The following is a 16,885-nucleotide window of genomic DNA, read 5'->3' on the forward strand; positions in this document are numbered from 1 at the left end:
GGTATTTCCGATAAATTATTGAAGCGGTATGTTAATGCGGTGATGGGACTTCCTGTACCGTTAATATTACCAGTTAAGAAGGCGCCCTCTTTTAAAGTAGTTTGTTCGAGGGGTGTTGTTAAAATCAGTTGTGGTAACGCAGTGTCAACGGTAATACCAAGTGGGGTTCCAGTATTTGTATTACCTGCGATGTCGGTAACGGTTACTGAAAGTTGCTTGACACCATCTGTAAGGTCAGATGTGGTAATTTGCCAAACACCAGAATTATTCGCAGTCGTTTCTCCAACGAGTTGCGAACCATTATATAGTTGTACGGTGGCGCCGACTTCAGATGTTCCTGTTATTGTTGGGGTAGAGTCGTTAGTGATTTTATCGGTATTACTAATACCTGTATCGCTTGTCGAGATTAAATTGAGCGTGGGTATGGGTGTGGTGGTGTCAAGCGTGAAGGTGAGTTCAAATATTGCTGATATATTACCGTACTGGTCTTTTGCTTGAAGCTTGAGAGTATGCTGACCATCTGGTAGTGTAGCACCTTTGATTGTATCTAACAGCGCGCGGTCGAAGTTAAAGACACCGCTAGCATTGCGGTAAGGTAAAACGTTAGTTGTAAGATTGTTGCCAAAACCAGCTAAAAATTCAACAATCTCACTTGTGTCTGTAACAGTTCCTGTAATACTGGGGTCAAAAGTTATTTTATCGTTATTTGTGGCGCCGTTTGCAGCGGTATCTCGTTGTAGCGATGCATTAATTACAGGTGCGTCTTTATCCAATGCGACCGTAACATTATATATAGATGTTTTGGTATTACCTGCGGTATCTGTGGCAATGATAGTTAAAGTGTGTTGACCGTTGGATATACCTGTAAAATCAATTTGTTCGTTAAACACTCCGGTAAAACTAAAAGGAATGTCTTTTACAGCTAAATTATCAAAGCGGTATTGAAGCGCAATAACAGAACTACCCGTACCATCTACATTACCAGTTAAGAAGGTGCCTTGCTTTAAAGGTTGTGTATCAATAGAAGTGGTAAGTGTAACTCCTGGTAATGCAGCATCTATTGTAATTTGTAATGGTGTAGAAGGTGTACTGATATTACCTGCAATATCTGTGGCAATAGCAGTCAAGTTATATGTACCGTTGGTTATGGTACTGGTGGTAATAGACCATTTGCCATCATTACCAGTTGTTGCTTGTCCTAACAGTTGTTCAGAATTGAAGAGTTGAACAATAGAACCATACTCAGCATTACCAGTGATGGTGGGAGTAGTTATTTTAGTAATATTATCAATATTCGAGGCGCCGCTATCGCTCGTTGCAATTAAATCTAGATTACTTGGTGGATTGATTTGAGTATCTACGGTAATAGTATATTGAGTAGATGGACTGCTAATATTTCCAGCTACATCAGTTGCGGTTGCTGTAAATACATGTTGTCCATTATTCAAGTTTGCTAGTTGAACTTGCCATTCCCCGTTTGCAGCAGCAGTAGTTTGTCCAATAATCAATCCATCTTTATATAGCTTAACAATAGAATTAGCTTCTGCATTCCCTGTAATTGTGGGATTAGTATTTTTAGTAATACCATCACTATTACTCGTTCCGGTATCGGTTGCGGTGGTTAATTTGAGGTTACTGGGTGGTGTTGGTGCAAGTGTGTCGATAATAATTTGTAGCGGTTGGGATGGAAGACTTGTGTTTCCAGCAATGTCAGATGCAGTTGCAGTCAGAGTATAGCTACCGTTAGTTAGAGTACTGCTAGTTATTTGCCACTTGCCAGTAGAGTCAGCAGTAGCTTGTCCAATAACTTGTCCTGAATTAAATAATTGTACATTGGCGCCTGCAAGTGCGTTGCCAGTAATTGTAGGAGTGGTATTGTTAGTAATATTATCGCTATCACTTCTACCACTATCAGTTAAAGATGTTAAATCAAGGTTAGTTGGTGCTGGTTCAGTGGTATCTAGAGTAAATGTGAATTCATAATTAGATGTATTGCCTGAAGCATCTTTTGCTTGTATTTTGAGAGTATGAGTACCATCTGGTAACGCACCACCGTTAATTTGTTCTAACTGAGTTCTGGTTAATCTCAGATTACCGTTAGCATCGCGTAGTGTGAGAATCGAGGTATCATTTGAATTGTTGTTAAATCTTGCAAATAGTTCAACTATAGAACTTGCATCGGTAACACTAACAATAGTTGTAGGGTTAGAAGTGATTTTATCAGTGTTTGTTGTATTGTTGCGCGCGGTATCTTGTTCTAAATAAGCGGTAATTACAGGTGGAGTTGTATCTAAGTTAGGGTCAGCAGCGTAGATAACAACTGAACTTCCATTGAATGTAACGTTACCCTTAGTAGAAATAGTTCCGTATAAAACAGAACTGCCATTAAATGTAAAATCTTTGGCACTAGTGAAGTAACCACGGGTATTTGAGGCGCCGCTAAAACTAATTGTACCCTGAGATATTGCTCTTACACCATCAGCTGCATTAATACTTGTACTCGCACCATTAAATGCAATGCTTCCTGTACTGCTACCACTAGCAAGTGTTGTTCCACCAGTGAACCTAGCATTTCCATTCATCGTAATGGAACCGCTAGCAAATGCAGCTAAATTCGTAGACTTCATGTTGCCAAGGTCTATATTACCGTTGTTGGCAACAAAAACAACGTTATTGAGATTTTGATTATTACCTTTGAAACTGATATTTCCAGTTTCGACGATAATCACATAATTATTGATATTAACATTCGCTGGGATTTCTAAGGCGCCGCCAGTTACTCGTACAACTTTAGGATTACTTGCTGTTCCTGCGGATGGGAATTTACTATTCCAGTCGTTAGCATTCTTGATAGAATTTTGCGCGATGTTAAAAGTAACGGTGGGAGTACCAGATGGAATACGTCTTGAAAGTTCAGCATCACGAACATCAACGTATGCGGGTACATTAATTGTTTGAGTTGGAACAATTTGCGGTGGATTTAATCCTGCGTATTGGCTAGATGGTCCACTACTAATTGTATATCCTGCTGCGACAGCAACAGCTTTATCTACAAGTACCTGTCTTTGTTGTCCATCACGAATAGGATTTCCTAACGCATCTCGTTGTACAGGTAGAATTTGACTACCATTGAAGTTAAATCCTTTACCCGCATATATTAATGCATCATCGCTATAGTCAGAAGGTACACCATCAAAATCACTACTACCATTGACGGTGACAATACCTTCACTTCTGATAGCAAAATTAGGAATATTAGTTGTACTTGAACTCGTTGCAGTGGTTCTTAAAGCTGAATTATTAGGATTACCAATTAATGGGTCAGGTGATGCAGCGTTTAATAGTGGAGTATTTTGGTTATTCCCAGTCAGTGCATCAGTATTTTTATTATTATTTGTACTCGTTGGTTGAGTAACAACAGGAAAGATATCTGGTTGATTAAATATAGATGGTTGTTCAAGAGGTTTTGCTACAGTTAATTTAGATTCAGTATTACTATCAGTAGACTTATCATTAAGGGGTGCAAACGGGTCATAGTTCTGTGTGTTGCTTTCTGCTGGTTTTATATCTAAAGGTTTTAGACTTTCGGTTAATGGTTTGACAAGTGTTGCATCATCAATTAAAGAATTACCGAATACACCGTTGTTATTCTGCGCGTTTGAACTAGACATTATGCTACCCTTTTAAAGTCAATTTAAGTAAAGTAAAGTTTTTAAAAAGCGTTTTTTATTTGATGATTGCGCCGAATTGTCAAATTTTATTGCTTCGAGTGGCGCCGATTATTTTTATTTGTTTGCAAAAAAAATGTTGTATATATGTCACGATAGCTATTAGCTGATAAGTGTGTTATAGCTAATAGCTTATTATTGTATTAAGTTCGTATGCTTTATGAGTGATCTTAAGCAGCACCCGCAGCATATAAATGATTATCAGCTTCTAATTGTGGTACTTGTTGGTAACTTGGCTCGACAACGTTTTGTGCTAGGAAGTGATTGTTAATAATATCAGTAAACACAGCATAATCAAACTGCCAATTACCAATACATTCGTGCATGTAAGCTAATTTTTCTGCGCTCGTTTCACCTTTAAGAACATAACTGAAACTACCACTGAACACAACAATTGGTGTAGTAGTTTCTTCCGATTCAGAACGCATACCAGCTTCAGCTATGCTAAAATACACCGGACAGCGTTCTGTGTCGAACACCAAATTTATAGATGCACGAACTGGTGACTTACCAATTGATGTGAATGAAGAGTTAGCAAGGAAGTTTGATGTTATGTATCTTGAAGCAGCATCTTTGTTTTCAGGAAACGCTAAAAATCCTCGGAAATTAATTCCAACCGCTTCACATCCCAAATTAGGAAGCATTTGAGTGTAGCTTGTAGACATTCTTATAATAGCAGGCGCCTCGTTATCTTCTGAGTTGAGTGTTTCTGAAAATCCAACTCGGTTTTGTTCTGCTGTTAGAATAATACTTCCCTTCTTCCCTTTTTTATACTCCGTGCGTGCATAACCAGGAGCAGATATTGGTTCAGAAGCTAATTCCATTCCCGAAGTAATATTCGCAGCATCTAAAAATGCTGGTTCAATGATAGATTTTACTGGTTTGCTTGTAGCGATTACAATATCAATATTTAAACCGCTTAACTGTTGATTCATAATTAAATTGGATGAAGGTAGATGTGCGCTTGTCTCTTAAAGCACGTTCTGAAAGATTATGAGCGCGTTAAAACATACGCCACTATAAACCAGATAATCTCTTATCTGGTCAATTACGTTATAGATGTATGGCATTTAAACCATAATTACAGGTAATTGAGTTGTCTTTATTTCTTAGGTTAGATGTGCTTATTACTGTTTTAATTTACTTAACAAAAAACGCAAATGTTATTTATACCCATGTCCGGGCAAAAGTGTTCATTGTGGAATATACGTAGTCTTAATCGTGGGTTAATAAGGGCAACAAGTAGTCATTATTCTGTGAAAAGACTGTTTGATAAAAGTTTTAGCTAAAAAGTTCGTTCGCATCGCTACTTACGTACTTAAAGATTATTATAGTGCTTGATGATACTATATACTCCTTGAGGCTCAGTATAGAAGCGTAGTTTGAGGCGAAAAACTTGCACGAGTTTACGTCAAAACAAGCTGCATATAAATCTTATCTTTATATTTCCCCCTTTTCTAACGTGACCTTATAGCGTTACTCAAGGGACGCGCCAAGATACCGCGCTCCCTTGAGTGCTGCGTATCAATAGTATGGGTTACGCTGTCTTAAGGGAGCGCCTTTACTATTACTATTTTTGTAGTATTTGATAATACTATTTATTATCAATAATATTGATTTCCACTCGTGGGAGCGCGCGGTGTGAATAACCCCATTCAACATACCTTGTCAGCAAGCATGACACCACCCAAAACGTACTGCATTATTTGACATGCCAATTGCGGTCAAATGCAGTCACCAAGAGAGTTCTGACCACATCGACCTTCAGGCGTACTACATAAACGGTGATAGTAAGTCAGGTGACAGTGTGGTTTAACTGTGGTGTAAGTAAGGTGACACCTAACTGTTTTGATTATGGGGTGATTGTAGTAGTAAAAGAATAAACTGAAACCCTGTTTTGATTGACATAACGGTGATTTTGATAAGCGCTTGTAACACTTAGGTTTAATTAAAGTGTCACATTACTGCTATCAGTAGGTTATGGTAGTAGGGATTACATACTGAGTACGATTAATCTTGACTATCTCGATTTACTTTAAGTAGTTGCGGTTTTTGTCCCACTATCAATAGCTTTCATTTAGCTTTAAAACTTTTTACTTTTTGGATAATTGTACAAGCTAACTTCCACAGGCTCCTTGTCGTTAACTCCCTTCATTTTGAGCCAAGCCTTACCGCTAGAAACTGCTTCTCCATCCTTATCGGTAGCAGAAATACATTCAACTCTGGGCGCCGCATCAATATTCTTAGAGAATCCAGATAATTTACTAGAAACCGCAGTTTGGTTATCTGAATGGGCAGTAAGACAAACTGTAAAACCCCACTTCCTGATATTAGTAAGGGATTGTTTTAAGAAGTTTGCCCAGTGGTCGGGGTCAACTCCGTGTACTTCGTAAGTATTCGCTTCCATCAAAAATATTGCTACTTTACCCTCCAAACCTGATTTACCTTTGAGGCAATCTAAATAGTCGTCCTCGTCAATTCCCATGTCTATAGCTTGTTGTTTCCGCTCCTGAATTGTTACAGGGAAGCTTTCAAAAAATATGTTAATTTCTGGAGCATCGGTTAATACCTGAACTCCTCCCCAAACACTAGGATTAGTTTCTGGGTTAACGATTACAATGTGGTATCCGCTGTCTTTAAGAAGCCGAATCATTAACCGTTCTAAGGTGCTTTTACCGCTTCCCTGTTCCCCTGATAAAACCCGGAAGGGTAATTTGAGAAGTTGATATATCCAGCGGTATTGTTCGTCCAGTTCGAGCTTAGTTGATGTTGCTCCTTCTGGTTCCTGGTCGCTACTCTTCATACCTAATAATTTCTGGGATTCTTTATCAGCTTTAGCAGCGTCTCTTAGGTTCTCAGCCTTGACGCGCGTAAATCCAGATTTAGATGCCGCTATCTCTTCCAGTGCCAAATCAAATTTAGCTTCATCAATGGTATTGGAACGTTTTAACACTTCCTGTAAATGCTTTAATTGTCCCTCACCTCGAAGCTTATTTATTTCTGTTGCAATATCTCGCTCTGCTTGGAATTCTTGTTTCTTAAATATAACCTTACGTTCGTTAAAGCCATGTACCCAATTCTCGTACACTTCAGTTTTAAAAGCTTCCAAATCAGAAGAGTAAGAGTTTTGTAGTGCCGATGCTTTTAACCCTTGATTGTACCGCGCGTAAATAATTAATCCCAACACAGCTAGGGAATATTTAGGGATGTCCGGGTTGGTAGCGGGAATTTCTCTTACAACAGTTGATTTTTTGATTATATCTATCCATTCCCGTTTAAATTCCGAACCATTCCCCTCCCCGTATAGGGATAAATCATATAATTGTTTCAACACAACTAAATCGATATCTTTCTCACAGCCCCAAAAAGCCCTTTCTGAAGGAGCGAAACAAATCTGATAGCGCTCGAACTGGGTGCCTATGTGGGATACTAAATGAAAAAATCCTGCCAGTGTCAAAGCTATTACCGTGCCGTGTTTGTGCAAGAACTTTTTCATTTACCAGTACCTATTTTCGCTTTGGAACAAAATAATAAGCTGCAATCATGAGGAGGAAGCTAATAAGTAAACCCATACTTTGAGGTATGGCGATAGGGCTTTTATCCCCTTCAAACTCCTTTCTCTGTGTTTCAATAACTTCATAGGTTCGCTCGGTTGCGGATTTTAAACTGTAGTAATTATTGAGAACACCATAGACTAAGAATCCTGCCCCTCCTATCTTGGCGATAACTGAAAAAGGTTTGTGCATATTGTCGATTTCTGGTTTCCCATTGTGGTAATTTATTCTGAATCCATCTAAGTCCCTGGTAGCTGGAATCATCGCGATTGTAAACACACTGACTGCGGTCAAGGTCGGGTTAAATGTTATTCCGATTAGTGCTTTACCTACAAAATAAGCTGCTGCAACATAAGAATAATTTGTAAGCCTTTCTGCTATCCCCGCTTCCTTCCTAATCTCCGCTTTATAATTCGCCTCAAATTCCGCTATCTGTTTTTGAACGTCTTCGGGATATTCGGTGTCAGTTACCTTATTTTCCTGTTGTAAAAATGAAAATGCCATAATTAAAGTGTGGTATTTTAACTAAACACAAACCCCAACTTCGCGAGGATACGAGTAACCGGATTACTAGCCTCTGCAACATAATCCTTATAGTTAATGCGCTCCAATTCCGAATCGCTACCGTGTTCGAGAATATGTTTCATCCTCGCTTTTTTGTAATCTGAATCAGTTTTTAATTGCTTGAGGTAGGGGCGGTTTACCAGTTTAATTAATTTATCTTTTGCATCAACAGAGTATTCAGCATTAACTATCTCTGCCTGCATCGAGATAAATTCCATTTCATCATTGTGCTTAGTTTCCTGTAATAACCTAGCAGCCAATAATTCGGCATCAATTTCTGTAATTCCGTTGTTATAGTTACCCTCAGTCAAAACCGTTGCGGCTTGTGAAGAGGATACCTTTAACCCATACTTACTACCTGCCTCAATAATGTTAGCAATCTTCTCGTTATAGGTTCCCTGAGCTTCAATGATATCAATCCACTGTTGCGCTATCTGGGGGAGAAATTCGTTAATAAATTGGGCATCTTTATGTGTATCGCGCAAGTCCTTAAGTTCTTGCTCATCCCCCAAAGTTTGCTTATTTAAAGTATCGATGGAGAAATTTAAATCGTTTTTTAATCGATTCAATACGTTGTTCCCTCTTCCGCTTACGAAGTCTTTTATCCTCATCTCTTTTCCTCTCGTATTCGTCGTTAAACTGCTTTACTTTTTCAAGCGTATTACCGGGACAAACTAAATAAAACCTGTTATCTTCCGGGTGCTGTTGGTAATTACAATCCCGTTTATCAATGTTTGGATAAAGTGCTTGAACCTGCTCGATTCGGTTGCGATGTTCGTTAATGGTTAAGGCTACTGGCGCTCCTATAGAAACCAAGATTACTCCCCAACCAATTGGGCGAATATCCCATTTATCAATTTTGTAATGGTAGTAGATTCCTAGACCCCCAACTACACCTGATAGCTTAGGTTTTGGCGGGGATTCTGAATCTTTCAAGGATTGCGACTTGGCGGCTTTTGATATTTGAGCGTATTTGCTCTAAGTCCCCCTTTACTTCGCTAAGACCTTGTGAGAATTTACTATCTAACCGTGCCTGCCTCGCTGCTATGTGCTGCCTTAGTTCCGAGATAGAATCATCAACTGTTTTTGTTTCCTGGTGGTCAAATTTGTCATCTACAAAGGCTTTTATAGCACTAGTTACCGAATCTACAAATGATTTATAATCATCAAATATGTCCGGTATCTGGGAGCATAATTCAATTGTTTCCAGTTCAGATAATTGAACATCAAGTACGGATGATTGGGCTGTTACTAAATCATGCTTCTCCTCTGAGCTTACAATTATTCCGGTTTCGATATTTTTCTCAGGCTCGGTTGAGAGCGTTGTAGATTCGGTTACTGTTTCAATCTCTTCGGAACAATTAGTATCCGTAATCAAATGAATCTCTGAGAAAGTATCTAAATCCGTATCAATATTTTCTTGAGAGGTTTCCAGTTCCTGCGTTTTTAGTACATTAATTGGTTCGCTAATTGGTTCATTGTTTGGTTCATAATCCGGGAGAAGTTTAGTTTCTGCCCCACCAAACTTACTTACTAATGTATTAATTACTGACATAGCCAATTCATCAGTCAGGGTTTCGTTGCTATAACCAAGTAACTCTAACTCTTCCCTAATTGCGGGTCTGCCAAGTTTGATTTTTTTTCCCGATAAGTTTGATTGAATCCGTTTAATGTAATCTGTTGCCATAATTCCTCTTAACTAACTTGCTTGGATAAATAATTCAGGCGCCTTCTCTATTTCCTTCCGCAACTTATAGGTGTGTGCTGCCAAAATCACAGGATACAATTCCTTCAATTCGTACACGCGAGTTTGACGGAATCCGTTAAGCGGCTTAAACCACTTTGTAAGCGTGTTGGGATGAATTGTAATTTGGTGTTGGTCGAACAATTCCAGTAAATCCTTCCCGCTTATTTTTGATTCCTTTCCCGCGATTAATTCATTGGCAACCTTCACAGAATTAACAACCGGGACTAATCTTAAGTCACATTTTGGTAACTGTTTTTTAATTTCCGCCAACCAGGTTACATTCTGTTTTATTAGGGGGAAATTATCTCCAAACACGGGCTTTAAACGATACCAACTTGCATCACTGATACGCTTTCCAAGTACCTCCTCAAATAAGTTTCTTGCTTCTTTTTGGTCTAATTTTTTCATTTCAGTACCCCTAAACTTAGGTATTTGAAACAACTTTATGCAACTGGTAGCACTCCGTAACAATACTGATTTTTGAAATCACGCCTGCAATCTGTCAGTTTTCAGTGAGTGATTGCTGCTGACTGTGAAAAACACATTTGTTTACAAACTCCTGCAATGATTCATTGATTTTGACAACTGCATCCGATGAAATAAAAATTAACAATCGGTTCTTTTTTGAGCTTAAATCGCTGCATCCCTTATGCTGTCCGGATACTGCAATTTTTACAGTCGTGATTTTGATTTTTAAAGCGCGATTTTTCTTATTTCTGGGATAAATGCTCCTTTTGGCTTGGCTCCTTTGCTCGTATAGGGTTCGGCGTTGCAGGGGGGTTTAAATCCCTAAAACTGCATTCATTGAACCTTTGGACTACATAAGAATTATATAGCACAAAGATAGCACAAGCATAGCCCAGAGATGCTATAAAGTTTTTATGCACAACTTATTCTTACCTTGAGATGTAACTGTTATCTCTGGAAGGGAGCTGTCTAGTATCTCTAGGGTGTATTTTAAAAGGAGGATAAATATGTCAAAGCCCCAAGTAGAAGCAATGCCACTTGAAGAAAATGTCAGATTGAATATAACCGTCTCGCGCTATAACCTTCAAAGGTTGAAGTACTGGGCTGCTGTCAGCGGCAAAACTCCCAGCGCTTATGCTAGTCAAATAATTTCGGCTCGATTGGAAGCAAACTTTGATTTAATCAATCGACAGCTTGAAGATTTGGCTCAAAGTCAGGGAATGACACTAACAGACTTAAAGGAACTTCTTGATAACCAAGATTCAAAATGAAACTGTAAGAAACCTAAATAATGTATAAAAATGAAGCATGAACGCTACTGATATCAATCCTTCAAATCTTCCAGCAATACCATTATCCGAACGCAGCAACTTACCTATTTTTAAGTCGAAATCCTTAATATTTAATTGTTTGCCTAACTCGATTAGCTCCTGAATTACTTGTGGGATAACTACAAGAGTTCTCTTGCGAATTGATATTTTGGAGTCTGACAAAGAGTTTTCAGCTATGTAAGCAATTATTTTTAAAGATTCTTCATCTAATTTTTGTCCGTTTAATGTAGATGATATGGCTTTTTTCAAATTAGAATCTGTAAATTCATTATCAATCTTCAATTGCTTAACAACATCAAAGATTACTTCACCGTCTTTATCAACTACTAATATTGCAGATAAATTTGTATCTATATTATATATAAGCTTATCAAGCGAACCTACTTTGCTATGCTTACAATCCAAGAACAAAAGCTCAAGCTGCTTAAAACTCCAGTCTTGGCGCAGCTTATTTAAAACCCTAAGAAAAATCAATTGATTCCAGGTATAAAGAATAGCTGTATCCCTATTTGGCACCACTAAGCCAGCTTCGTCCAGTTTACGCAACTGGTTTCTGGTAAATCCCGATAGTAGTTCTGCTTCTTTCTGAGAAAACATCTCAGACTTTCTTGACACCAAATATTGCTTTAAGCTTGCCATAACTCTAATGCTGCTGGATACCTATATTTTAAGAACCCTACTTTATATTTACGGATTTTGGTAGTATTAAGTATAAAATCACCAAAAGTAGGTTAAAGTGTAAACAGCAGGTGAAGAGTAATTAAAAATTATTCTTTATCGTCTAAATTTTGGAGTCTGCCAGCCATTTCTCATTGACCCACTCATTGCGACCAAACTTTGAACGTCTTTGAGAACCGGCAGCTCCTTCCCGTACAAACGAATCACTTATCAATTGCTTTCCCTTGGTAGGGAAGCAGTTAATTCGTGCTACATATATATTAGCATTCATCGAAGCAACTGTAAAAGGCTATTGGTAAGAGATTCGCTCCACATGAGCGCGCAAACGTGCGTGAATCTTTTACTTATGACCACAGCAAACTTAAAAAACGAAACATTCGTTCGATTAGACCAGTCTCAAATATCCCAACACCTAGTTGCACTAGGTTACAAAAGAGGCGACACAGTTTATATCCGAGCTTTTTACCCAAAAGATGACCCTCGTTGTAAAGAAGAAAATTCAGCACGCAAAGCCCAAACTAAAAGTTCAAATGAACTGATACGCATAGCAACAAAGTATCAAGAAGATGGTATGGGTGTTTACTTTGTTGTTAATGGTGGGGGGCAAACCGATAAAGAAGTGACAAGCGGTCGTGCCATTTTTTATGAACATGACAACTTGCCAAAAGAAATTTCAGCTATCCTGTGGCAAGAGTTGGGTTTACCAGAACCAACATTTCAGGTAGACACGGGCGGGAAGTCAATACATAGTTACTGGGTACTTGATAAATATTGCAGCCCTGAACAGTGGAAAGCATTACAAACAGATTTATTAGATTACGCTGATGCTGACCGTTCCCTAAAAAATTCCTCAAGGGTAATGCGGCTGGCTGGATGCTTCCATATTTCAGAAGCTGGGGCTAATCCAACGAGCATAATTAATAATTCGGGTAAAAAATACAGTTACGAAGAATTGCGCTCTGTTATTCCTCAATCCAAAACACAACTGGAACCGGAAATCAATTATACGCCAATAATAGGTGATGTACCTTTATCGGTATGTCTAAGTAAAGATGACCGCGCGCTAATTGATAGCGGCGCCGCAGAGGGCAGCAGAAATAGTAATGGCGCGAAACTAGCCAGAAATTTAATTGGCACTGCTGCGAGATTACAATATTTGGGCATTCAATACAGCGAACATCCAAGACAATTATTTGATTTATATGCCGCGCGCTGCTCACCATCCTTAGATGTAAAAGAAGCAGATTTGATTTGGCAGTCAGCAGAAAAATCAAACCCAACTGCAACGTTAACTGATGATGCAATCTCCAATTGTGTAAATGCCTGGAAGCACAATCAAAATAAATCTACAGGTAAAAGCTTTGGCGCCTCACAATTCAACAAAAAAAGCTCTAGTAATAGTGGTGGAAATGATGGGAATCCTCCAGTTGTAGAATTAAGCTTACGCGACCGATTGATTGAGATACTGTCAAGGGGTTTATCGCATAGCGAAGAGTATGTTGCTTTTATTTCTCTAGCTGAATCCGTAAAGAAGCCATTACGGGATATAGAAAAATTAGCTCGTCTTATCAAGTCAGAAATTGAGGTTGACGAGAATAGAGAAGAAAATCTAAAAGAAGTTGATGAACTGTTAGGGCTAGCCGACGCAAACCTGAAATTATCAGATTTTTTACCGGAGAAACTAGCAAATCCTTTAACACAATATTGTAAGTGGATGGCTATTAGTCCAGCAGTTATTCTGACTACGCTTTTAGTAGCTGTGAGTAGTTTGCATAAAGTAGGTACAATGTTGATTGTTCACAGTGGTCAAAGATTTCATGTACCTCCAACTTTATATGGGGCAACAGTTTCAGAGACAGGACAACGTAAATCTCCAGTTTTCTCAACAATTGTAAAAGAGCCATTGGGAGAATTACAAAACAGAGAAAATGGAATATACCTACACAATAAAGGAGAGTACGAACGCGAGTTAGCAGCGTGGTCAGAAAATAAAAAAAATAAAGATGTTGATGTTGGAGAAGAACCTTTAAAACCACAATTAAAGGTTTATTATTTTACTGGTGCAACTGGAGAAGCCATTAAAGCTCAAGCAGCTAGAGTTCCAGATAAAAGTTTAATGTACTTAGCTGATGAACTAGCGGGACTTTTTAAATCCGCAAACCAGTACCGTGGTGGGCGCGGTTCTGATGCCCAAGATATTCTTTCTTATTATGATGGCAGCGGGAATTTAGAACTTAGAAAAGATGGCATTGATAGCTATTCACCAAAAACTTATCTTTCAATTTTTGGCGCCACCCAACCAAGTGTTTTACATTCTTTGATGAAAGATGAAAAAGACCCTGATGGGCAATGGTCGCGCTTTATCTTTGTAAACCAAGCACTTGAAGCTGCTACTCTTAGCGACGACTTGGGTGGTGGGGTAGATATCTCTGACTTACTAACAGGAGTTTACTCTAAAGTCGATAATTTACTTAAGTGTTATTACAAGTTAAGTCCAGGCGCCTTTAAATGCTACCAGAAAGCTTACAACAAGTTTGAACAACTACGTGTTAGTAGTCCTGACCCAGCGATGAGGGCAGTTTATTCCAAATCTGAAGGCAGGATTGGGAGAATAGCTATTAATTTGCATGTGTTGGAGCATGTTTGTGCTGGAACAGATGTTCCGGCGGAGATACCTCTACACATTATCGAGAGAGCAGTTAAGCTGACCAACTTCTACATTGGACAAATCAAATTAATCCATTCCTCTAATGCGATTGCTAAAGGTGAATTATCAGCAGTGCTAACAAAACTGCTCACAGAATCTCGGAGACTAGGCAAGTTATCCATCAGAGATGCAATTAGAAGCTGTTTAGGGGGTAGAACCACCAAGGATAAAGTACTAGAGTACTTCAAGGAACTAGAAACCTCTGGTTATGGGGTTATAGAAAAAAATAAAAATTCCACTGTTTTTATCCCTACTGTCAGCTGTGTCAGCGCTACTGTCAGCACTACTGTCAGCAATGAGGAAAACCCTGAAAACGTTGATAATGATGGATTTGAAGAAAAAAATAAATCTACTGTCAGCAGTGTCAGCAGTGTCAGCACTTCAAAAGAAAATAAGGATGAGTCGGATAATTCATCCAATAATAATGATGCTAGTGACTCGGCGTCTAGTTCTTCGTCAAATGGTGCCAACGTTGCAGATTTTGCCAAAAAAACAGATTCTAATACCCCAGCTGACACTGCTGACACTGCTGACACTACCGCAAAAAAAGAGCCTGAAACCCCTGCTGTGACTAAATCTGTTGGGACTCTTGGTTCAGCTGACACTACTGCTGACAGTAGTGCTGACACTGCTGACACTACCGTCTCAAGTTTAAAAATAGAACCCCAAACCGAAGTAGAGATTACAGCAAAAGGCAAATACAAAGGGATGGTTGGAACAGTTGTAGAAGTACCATCTAATTCTCGTAGCGCACACGCCAAAGAATACAGGGTAAGTTTTGTTGACGGTACAGCGAGTAAGTCCGCTTGGTTTTACGAGTGGGGAATAAAAAAATATGAGAAATTATTACCCGACCCTATCGACGGATTCTAATGGCGCCAATATAAATTACTATTCCAATTTTTGGAAAATTTAGGGTAGTAACGAGCAATTAAAATGTTTTGGAAGTAAAAATTGGTGAAGGGTATCTACAAATGGCATTGAGGGTAAAAGTTACACGCTCTGACTTTGAATCGGCGACTACAGGTGGCTGGGTTGATGGATTGGTACAGGGGAGAAAAGATGTATGGGCGTATGTGGAACTAGGTACAGAACAGGAATATATTCCCAGTTCCGGTGACAATCCGCGAACTGAGTATCGGCTTTTTAGGGGATGCGACGTGTTTCTTGCAAAAAGCCAGGAAAAACTAGAAGCTCTAAACTACGATGGTCAATTGCTCTCAGTAACCGTGATTTTGTACAGTTAAGCGGCGGGATTGGTTTCTGCTGCAATCTTTGAACGAATCGGGCCGCGACGGCTTTTAAGTTTCTGTACTTGGATTAAGTCTTGATTGGCTTCGAGATACTCTCCCAGTTCGGAGATTGGAACTGAGACTTTTGACCCGTCCTTCAAGAAAACAGTAGCCATTAGTTCGCTTTCTTCTGGAATTTGTACCATTGCTGTGTTTATGTAACTTGCTTGAGCTTAGTATATCAAATTCGCGGGAGCGCGAACACGCCTCAAAAAGGCAGTGACGCTCCCAATTCTTGATACTTTGTGTTGTTGAGGGATTTGTGCTTTGCTCTATCCCAATAACATCCGAGCGATCTGGTTACTACTATAAAAATTTTGATTTTTGAGGTAGTAACTGCTTTTAACCAAACTACAACTCTAATCCGCTACTTTTTTTGGGTTGCTTCTGCTGCTGCTGTTGTTTGGCAAGGTGCTTGTCTAATATTTGTTGTAAGGAGCGGAAATTATCCACATCTTCTGAGTTAAGTGCTATTCCTTGTGGCGCCTTATCAACATCGAGTGAGATTTGTGCGATTTCCTCCCCTGACTTGCGCTTAACCAAAATTGTTGAAACATCTAGTTCGAGGTCGTACTTGCTGCCCTTCAAAACTTTGTCTGGTTTTTGCCGAAGCCATAACAGACGAACAGTTGGGGCAATTGCGTTTGCGTACTTTTGTTGAGAAAGGTTGTTAGATACAGATAGAGAAGAAGTCGAATTACTATCACCATTATTGCTGTCACTTGTTGAAGCAGTTGATAAATCATTATCGACTTGATGGGTTTTAATCAACAATTCAATTTGCTGTTTGTGACTTGGTTTATGTACGACACCGAGTTTTGATTGAATACCGATGTGCGTATAATCTTGTCCTACTTGCCGTCCTTTTAAAACTTTATCGTTGTAACAATAGCTAATACCTTGCAGCTTACCAGTTCGGGTAATTCTACATTGCACGTCAATATTTTGTGCTAACAACCTGCTGATAAAGGTTGGCATTTCTGGTTTATCGTTAGCAGCTTGTTTAATTGCATCTTGAATAAATTTGGTTTCTTCTTCCCTGGATGGAGTGCCCTTTTTAGCTTCAACTTCCCAACTACTTTGTTGTGGAATCAGTTCGTACTTCTGTTCAATCTTCCTTAAAGCTTTTTGGATATTAATGTAATCCAGATAATCGTTTTTACATTTACCTTGATAATCAACACGATTGACTATTAAATGCAGGTGCGGTCTGATTTCATCCGTATTTAAGACTTTAGCATCGGTGTGTAATGCTAATAAATATTGATGGTTATTATCATCAAATTGTAATTCATTACGTAAATCGCTTGCTATATC

14 protein-coding genes are annotated in these 16,885 nt (G+C 38.9%); 3 read left to right on the forward strand and 11 right to left on the reverse strand.

The window, feature by feature from the left end; genetic code table 11:
- From AC2JBO_RS33215 to AC2JBO_RS33250, 8 genes are all read right to left on the reverse strand, one after another.
- Nucleotides 1-3,671 (reverse strand): Ig-like domain-containing protein (locus AC2JBO_RS33215; protein ID WP_496957903.1); only part of this gene is annotated, 3,671 nt, incomplete at its 3' end.
- A 227-nt stretch (nt 3,672-3,898) separates the two neighbouring features.
- Nucleotides 3,899-4,663 (reverse strand): hypothetical protein, encoded by a 765-nt coding sequence (locus AC2JBO_RS33220; protein WP_496957904.1) that lies wholly within the window; start codon nt 4,661-4,663, stop codon nt 3,899-3,901.
- 1,148 nt (nt 4,664-5,811) lie between these two features.
- Nucleotides 5,812-7,224: a P-loop NTPase family protein gene (locus tag AC2JBO_RS33225; RefSeq protein ID WP_496957905.1), complete on the reverse strand. Its 1,413-nt coding sequence runs from the start codon at nt 7,222-7,224 to the stop codon at nt 5,812-5,814.
- A 10-nt stretch (nt 7,225-7,234) separates the two neighbouring features.
- The gene (locus tag AC2JBO_RS33230) at nt 7,235-7,786 is read right to left on the reverse strand and encodes a hypothetical protein (RefSeq protein ID WP_496957906.1); all 552 of its coding nucleotides are present in this window, start codon (nt 7,784-7,786) and stop codon (nt 7,235-7,237) included.
- A gap of 17 nt (nt 7,787-7,803) precedes the next feature.
- Nucleotides 7,804-8,415: a hypothetical protein gene (locus AC2JBO_RS33235; RefSeq protein ID WP_496957907.1), complete on the reverse strand. Its 612-nt coding sequence runs from the start codon at nt 8,413-8,415 to the stop codon at nt 7,804-7,806.
- Nucleotides 8,366-8,782 carry a hypothetical protein gene (locus AC2JBO_RS33240; protein ID WP_496957908.1) on the reverse strand — a complete coding sequence of 139 codons (417 nt, stop codon included), beginning with the start codon at nt 8,780-8,782 and terminating at the stop codon, nt 8,366-8,368. Before AC2JBO_RS33240 ends, AC2JBO_RS33235 begins: the two co-directional genes overlap by 50 nt.
- Complete coding sequence (locus tag AC2JBO_RS33245; RefSeq protein ID WP_496957909.1) at nt 8,751-9,533, reverse strand: hypothetical protein; 783 nt, start codon at nt 9,531-9,533, stop codon at nt 8,751-8,753. Before AC2JBO_RS33245 ends, AC2JBO_RS33240 begins: the two co-directional genes overlap by 32 nt.
- Nucleotides 9,534-9,545: 12 nt before the next feature.
- On the reverse strand, nt 9,546-10,001 hold the full coding sequence (locus AC2JBO_RS33250) for a hypothetical protein (protein WP_496957910.1): 456 nt from the start codon (nt 9,999-10,001) through the stop codon (nt 9,546-9,548).
- Nucleotides 10,002-10,567: 566 nt separating this feature from the next.
- Here AC2JBO_RS33250 and AC2JBO_RS33255 point away from each other — a divergent pair.
- Nucleotides 10,568-10,831: a hypothetical protein gene (locus AC2JBO_RS33255; protein ID WP_224180441.1), complete on the forward strand. Its 264-nt coding sequence runs from the start codon at nt 10,568-10,570 to the stop codon at nt 10,829-10,831.
- Here AC2JBO_RS33255 and AC2JBO_RS33260 read toward each other — a convergent pair.
- Nucleotides 10,823-11,530 (reverse strand): hypothetical protein, encoded by a 708-nt coding sequence (locus AC2JBO_RS33260; RefSeq protein ID WP_496957911.1) that lies wholly within the window; start codon nt 11,528-11,530, stop codon nt 10,823-10,825. The genes AC2JBO_RS33255 and AC2JBO_RS33260 overlap by 9 nt on opposite strands.
- 385 nt (nt 11,531-11,915) lie before the next feature.
- On the opposite strand from AC2JBO_RS33260, the gene AC2JBO_RS33265 reads away from it, so the two are divergent.
- Together AC2JBO_RS33265 and AC2JBO_RS33270 are read left to right on the forward strand one after the other, a co-directional pair.
- Nucleotides 11,916-15,149: a DUF3987 domain-containing protein gene (locus tag AC2JBO_RS33265; RefSeq protein WP_496957912.1), complete on the forward strand. Its 3,234-nt coding sequence runs from the start codon at nt 11,916-11,918 to the stop codon at nt 15,147-15,149.
- 68 nt (nt 15,150-15,217) lie between these two features.
- Nucleotides 15,218-15,523, forward strand: coding sequence for a hypothetical protein (locus tag AC2JBO_RS33270; RefSeq protein ID WP_496957913.1), 306 nt, complete (start codon nt 15,218-15,220; stop codon nt 15,521-15,523).
- Here AC2JBO_RS33270 and AC2JBO_RS33275 read toward each other — a convergent pair.
- Together AC2JBO_RS33275 and AC2JBO_RS33280 are read right to left on the reverse strand one after the other, a co-directional pair.
- Nucleotides 15,520-15,714: a hypothetical protein gene (locus AC2JBO_RS33275; RefSeq protein ID WP_496957914.1), complete on the reverse strand. Its 195-nt coding sequence runs from the start codon at nt 15,712-15,714 to the stop codon at nt 15,520-15,522. The genes AC2JBO_RS33270 and AC2JBO_RS33275 overlap by 4 nt on opposite strands.
- Before the next feature lie 205 nt (nt 15,715-15,919).
- The coding region (locus tag AC2JBO_RS33280) for a relaxase/mobilization nuclease domain-containing protein (RefSeq protein ID WP_496957915.1) at nt 15,920-16,885 on the reverse strand (966 nt) is incomplete at its 5' end.

This window comes from Calothrix sp. CBUCES-K 9914 (genome assembly GCF_059640475.1).

What these genes read in the sequence shown, in the direction of transcription:
- AC2JBO_RS33220 (WP_496957904.1), bottom strand. Translation starts at nt 4,663, where the DNA reads ATGAATCAACAGTTAAGCGGTTTAAATATTGATATTGTAATCGCTACA.
- AC2JBO_RS33225 (WP_496957905.1), bottom strand. Translation starts at nt 7,224, where the DNA reads ATGAAAAAGTTCTTGCACAAACACGGCACGGTAATAGCTTTGACACTG.
- AC2JBO_RS33230 (WP_496957906.1), bottom strand. Translation starts at nt 7,786, where the DNA reads ATGGCATTTTCATTTTTACAACAGGAAAATAAGGTAACTGACACCGAA.
- AC2JBO_RS33245 (WP_496957909.1), bottom strand. Translation starts at nt 9,533, where the DNA reads ATGGCAACAGATTACATTAAACGGATTCAATCAAACTTATCGGGAAAA.
- AC2JBO_RS33250 (WP_496957910.1), bottom strand. Translation starts at nt 10,001, where the DNA reads ATGAAAAAATTAGACCAAAAAGAAGCAAGAAACTTATTTGAGGAGGTA.
- AC2JBO_RS33255 (WP_224180441.1), top strand. Translation starts at nt 10,568, where the DNA reads ATGTCAAAGCCCCAAGTAGAAGCAATGCCACTTGAAGAAAATGTCAGA.
- AC2JBO_RS33260 (WP_496957911.1), bottom strand. Translation starts at nt 11,530, where the DNA reads ATGGCAAGCTTAAAGCAATATTTGGTGTCAAGAAAGTCTGAGATGTTT.
- AC2JBO_RS33265 (WP_496957912.1), top strand. Translation starts at nt 11,916, where the DNA reads ATGACCACAGCAAACTTAAAAAACGAAACATTCGTTCGATTAGACCAG.
- AC2JBO_RS33275 (WP_496957914.1), bottom strand. Translation starts at nt 15,714, where the DNA reads ATGGTACAAATTCCAGAAGAAAGCGAACTAATGGCTACTGTTTTCTTG.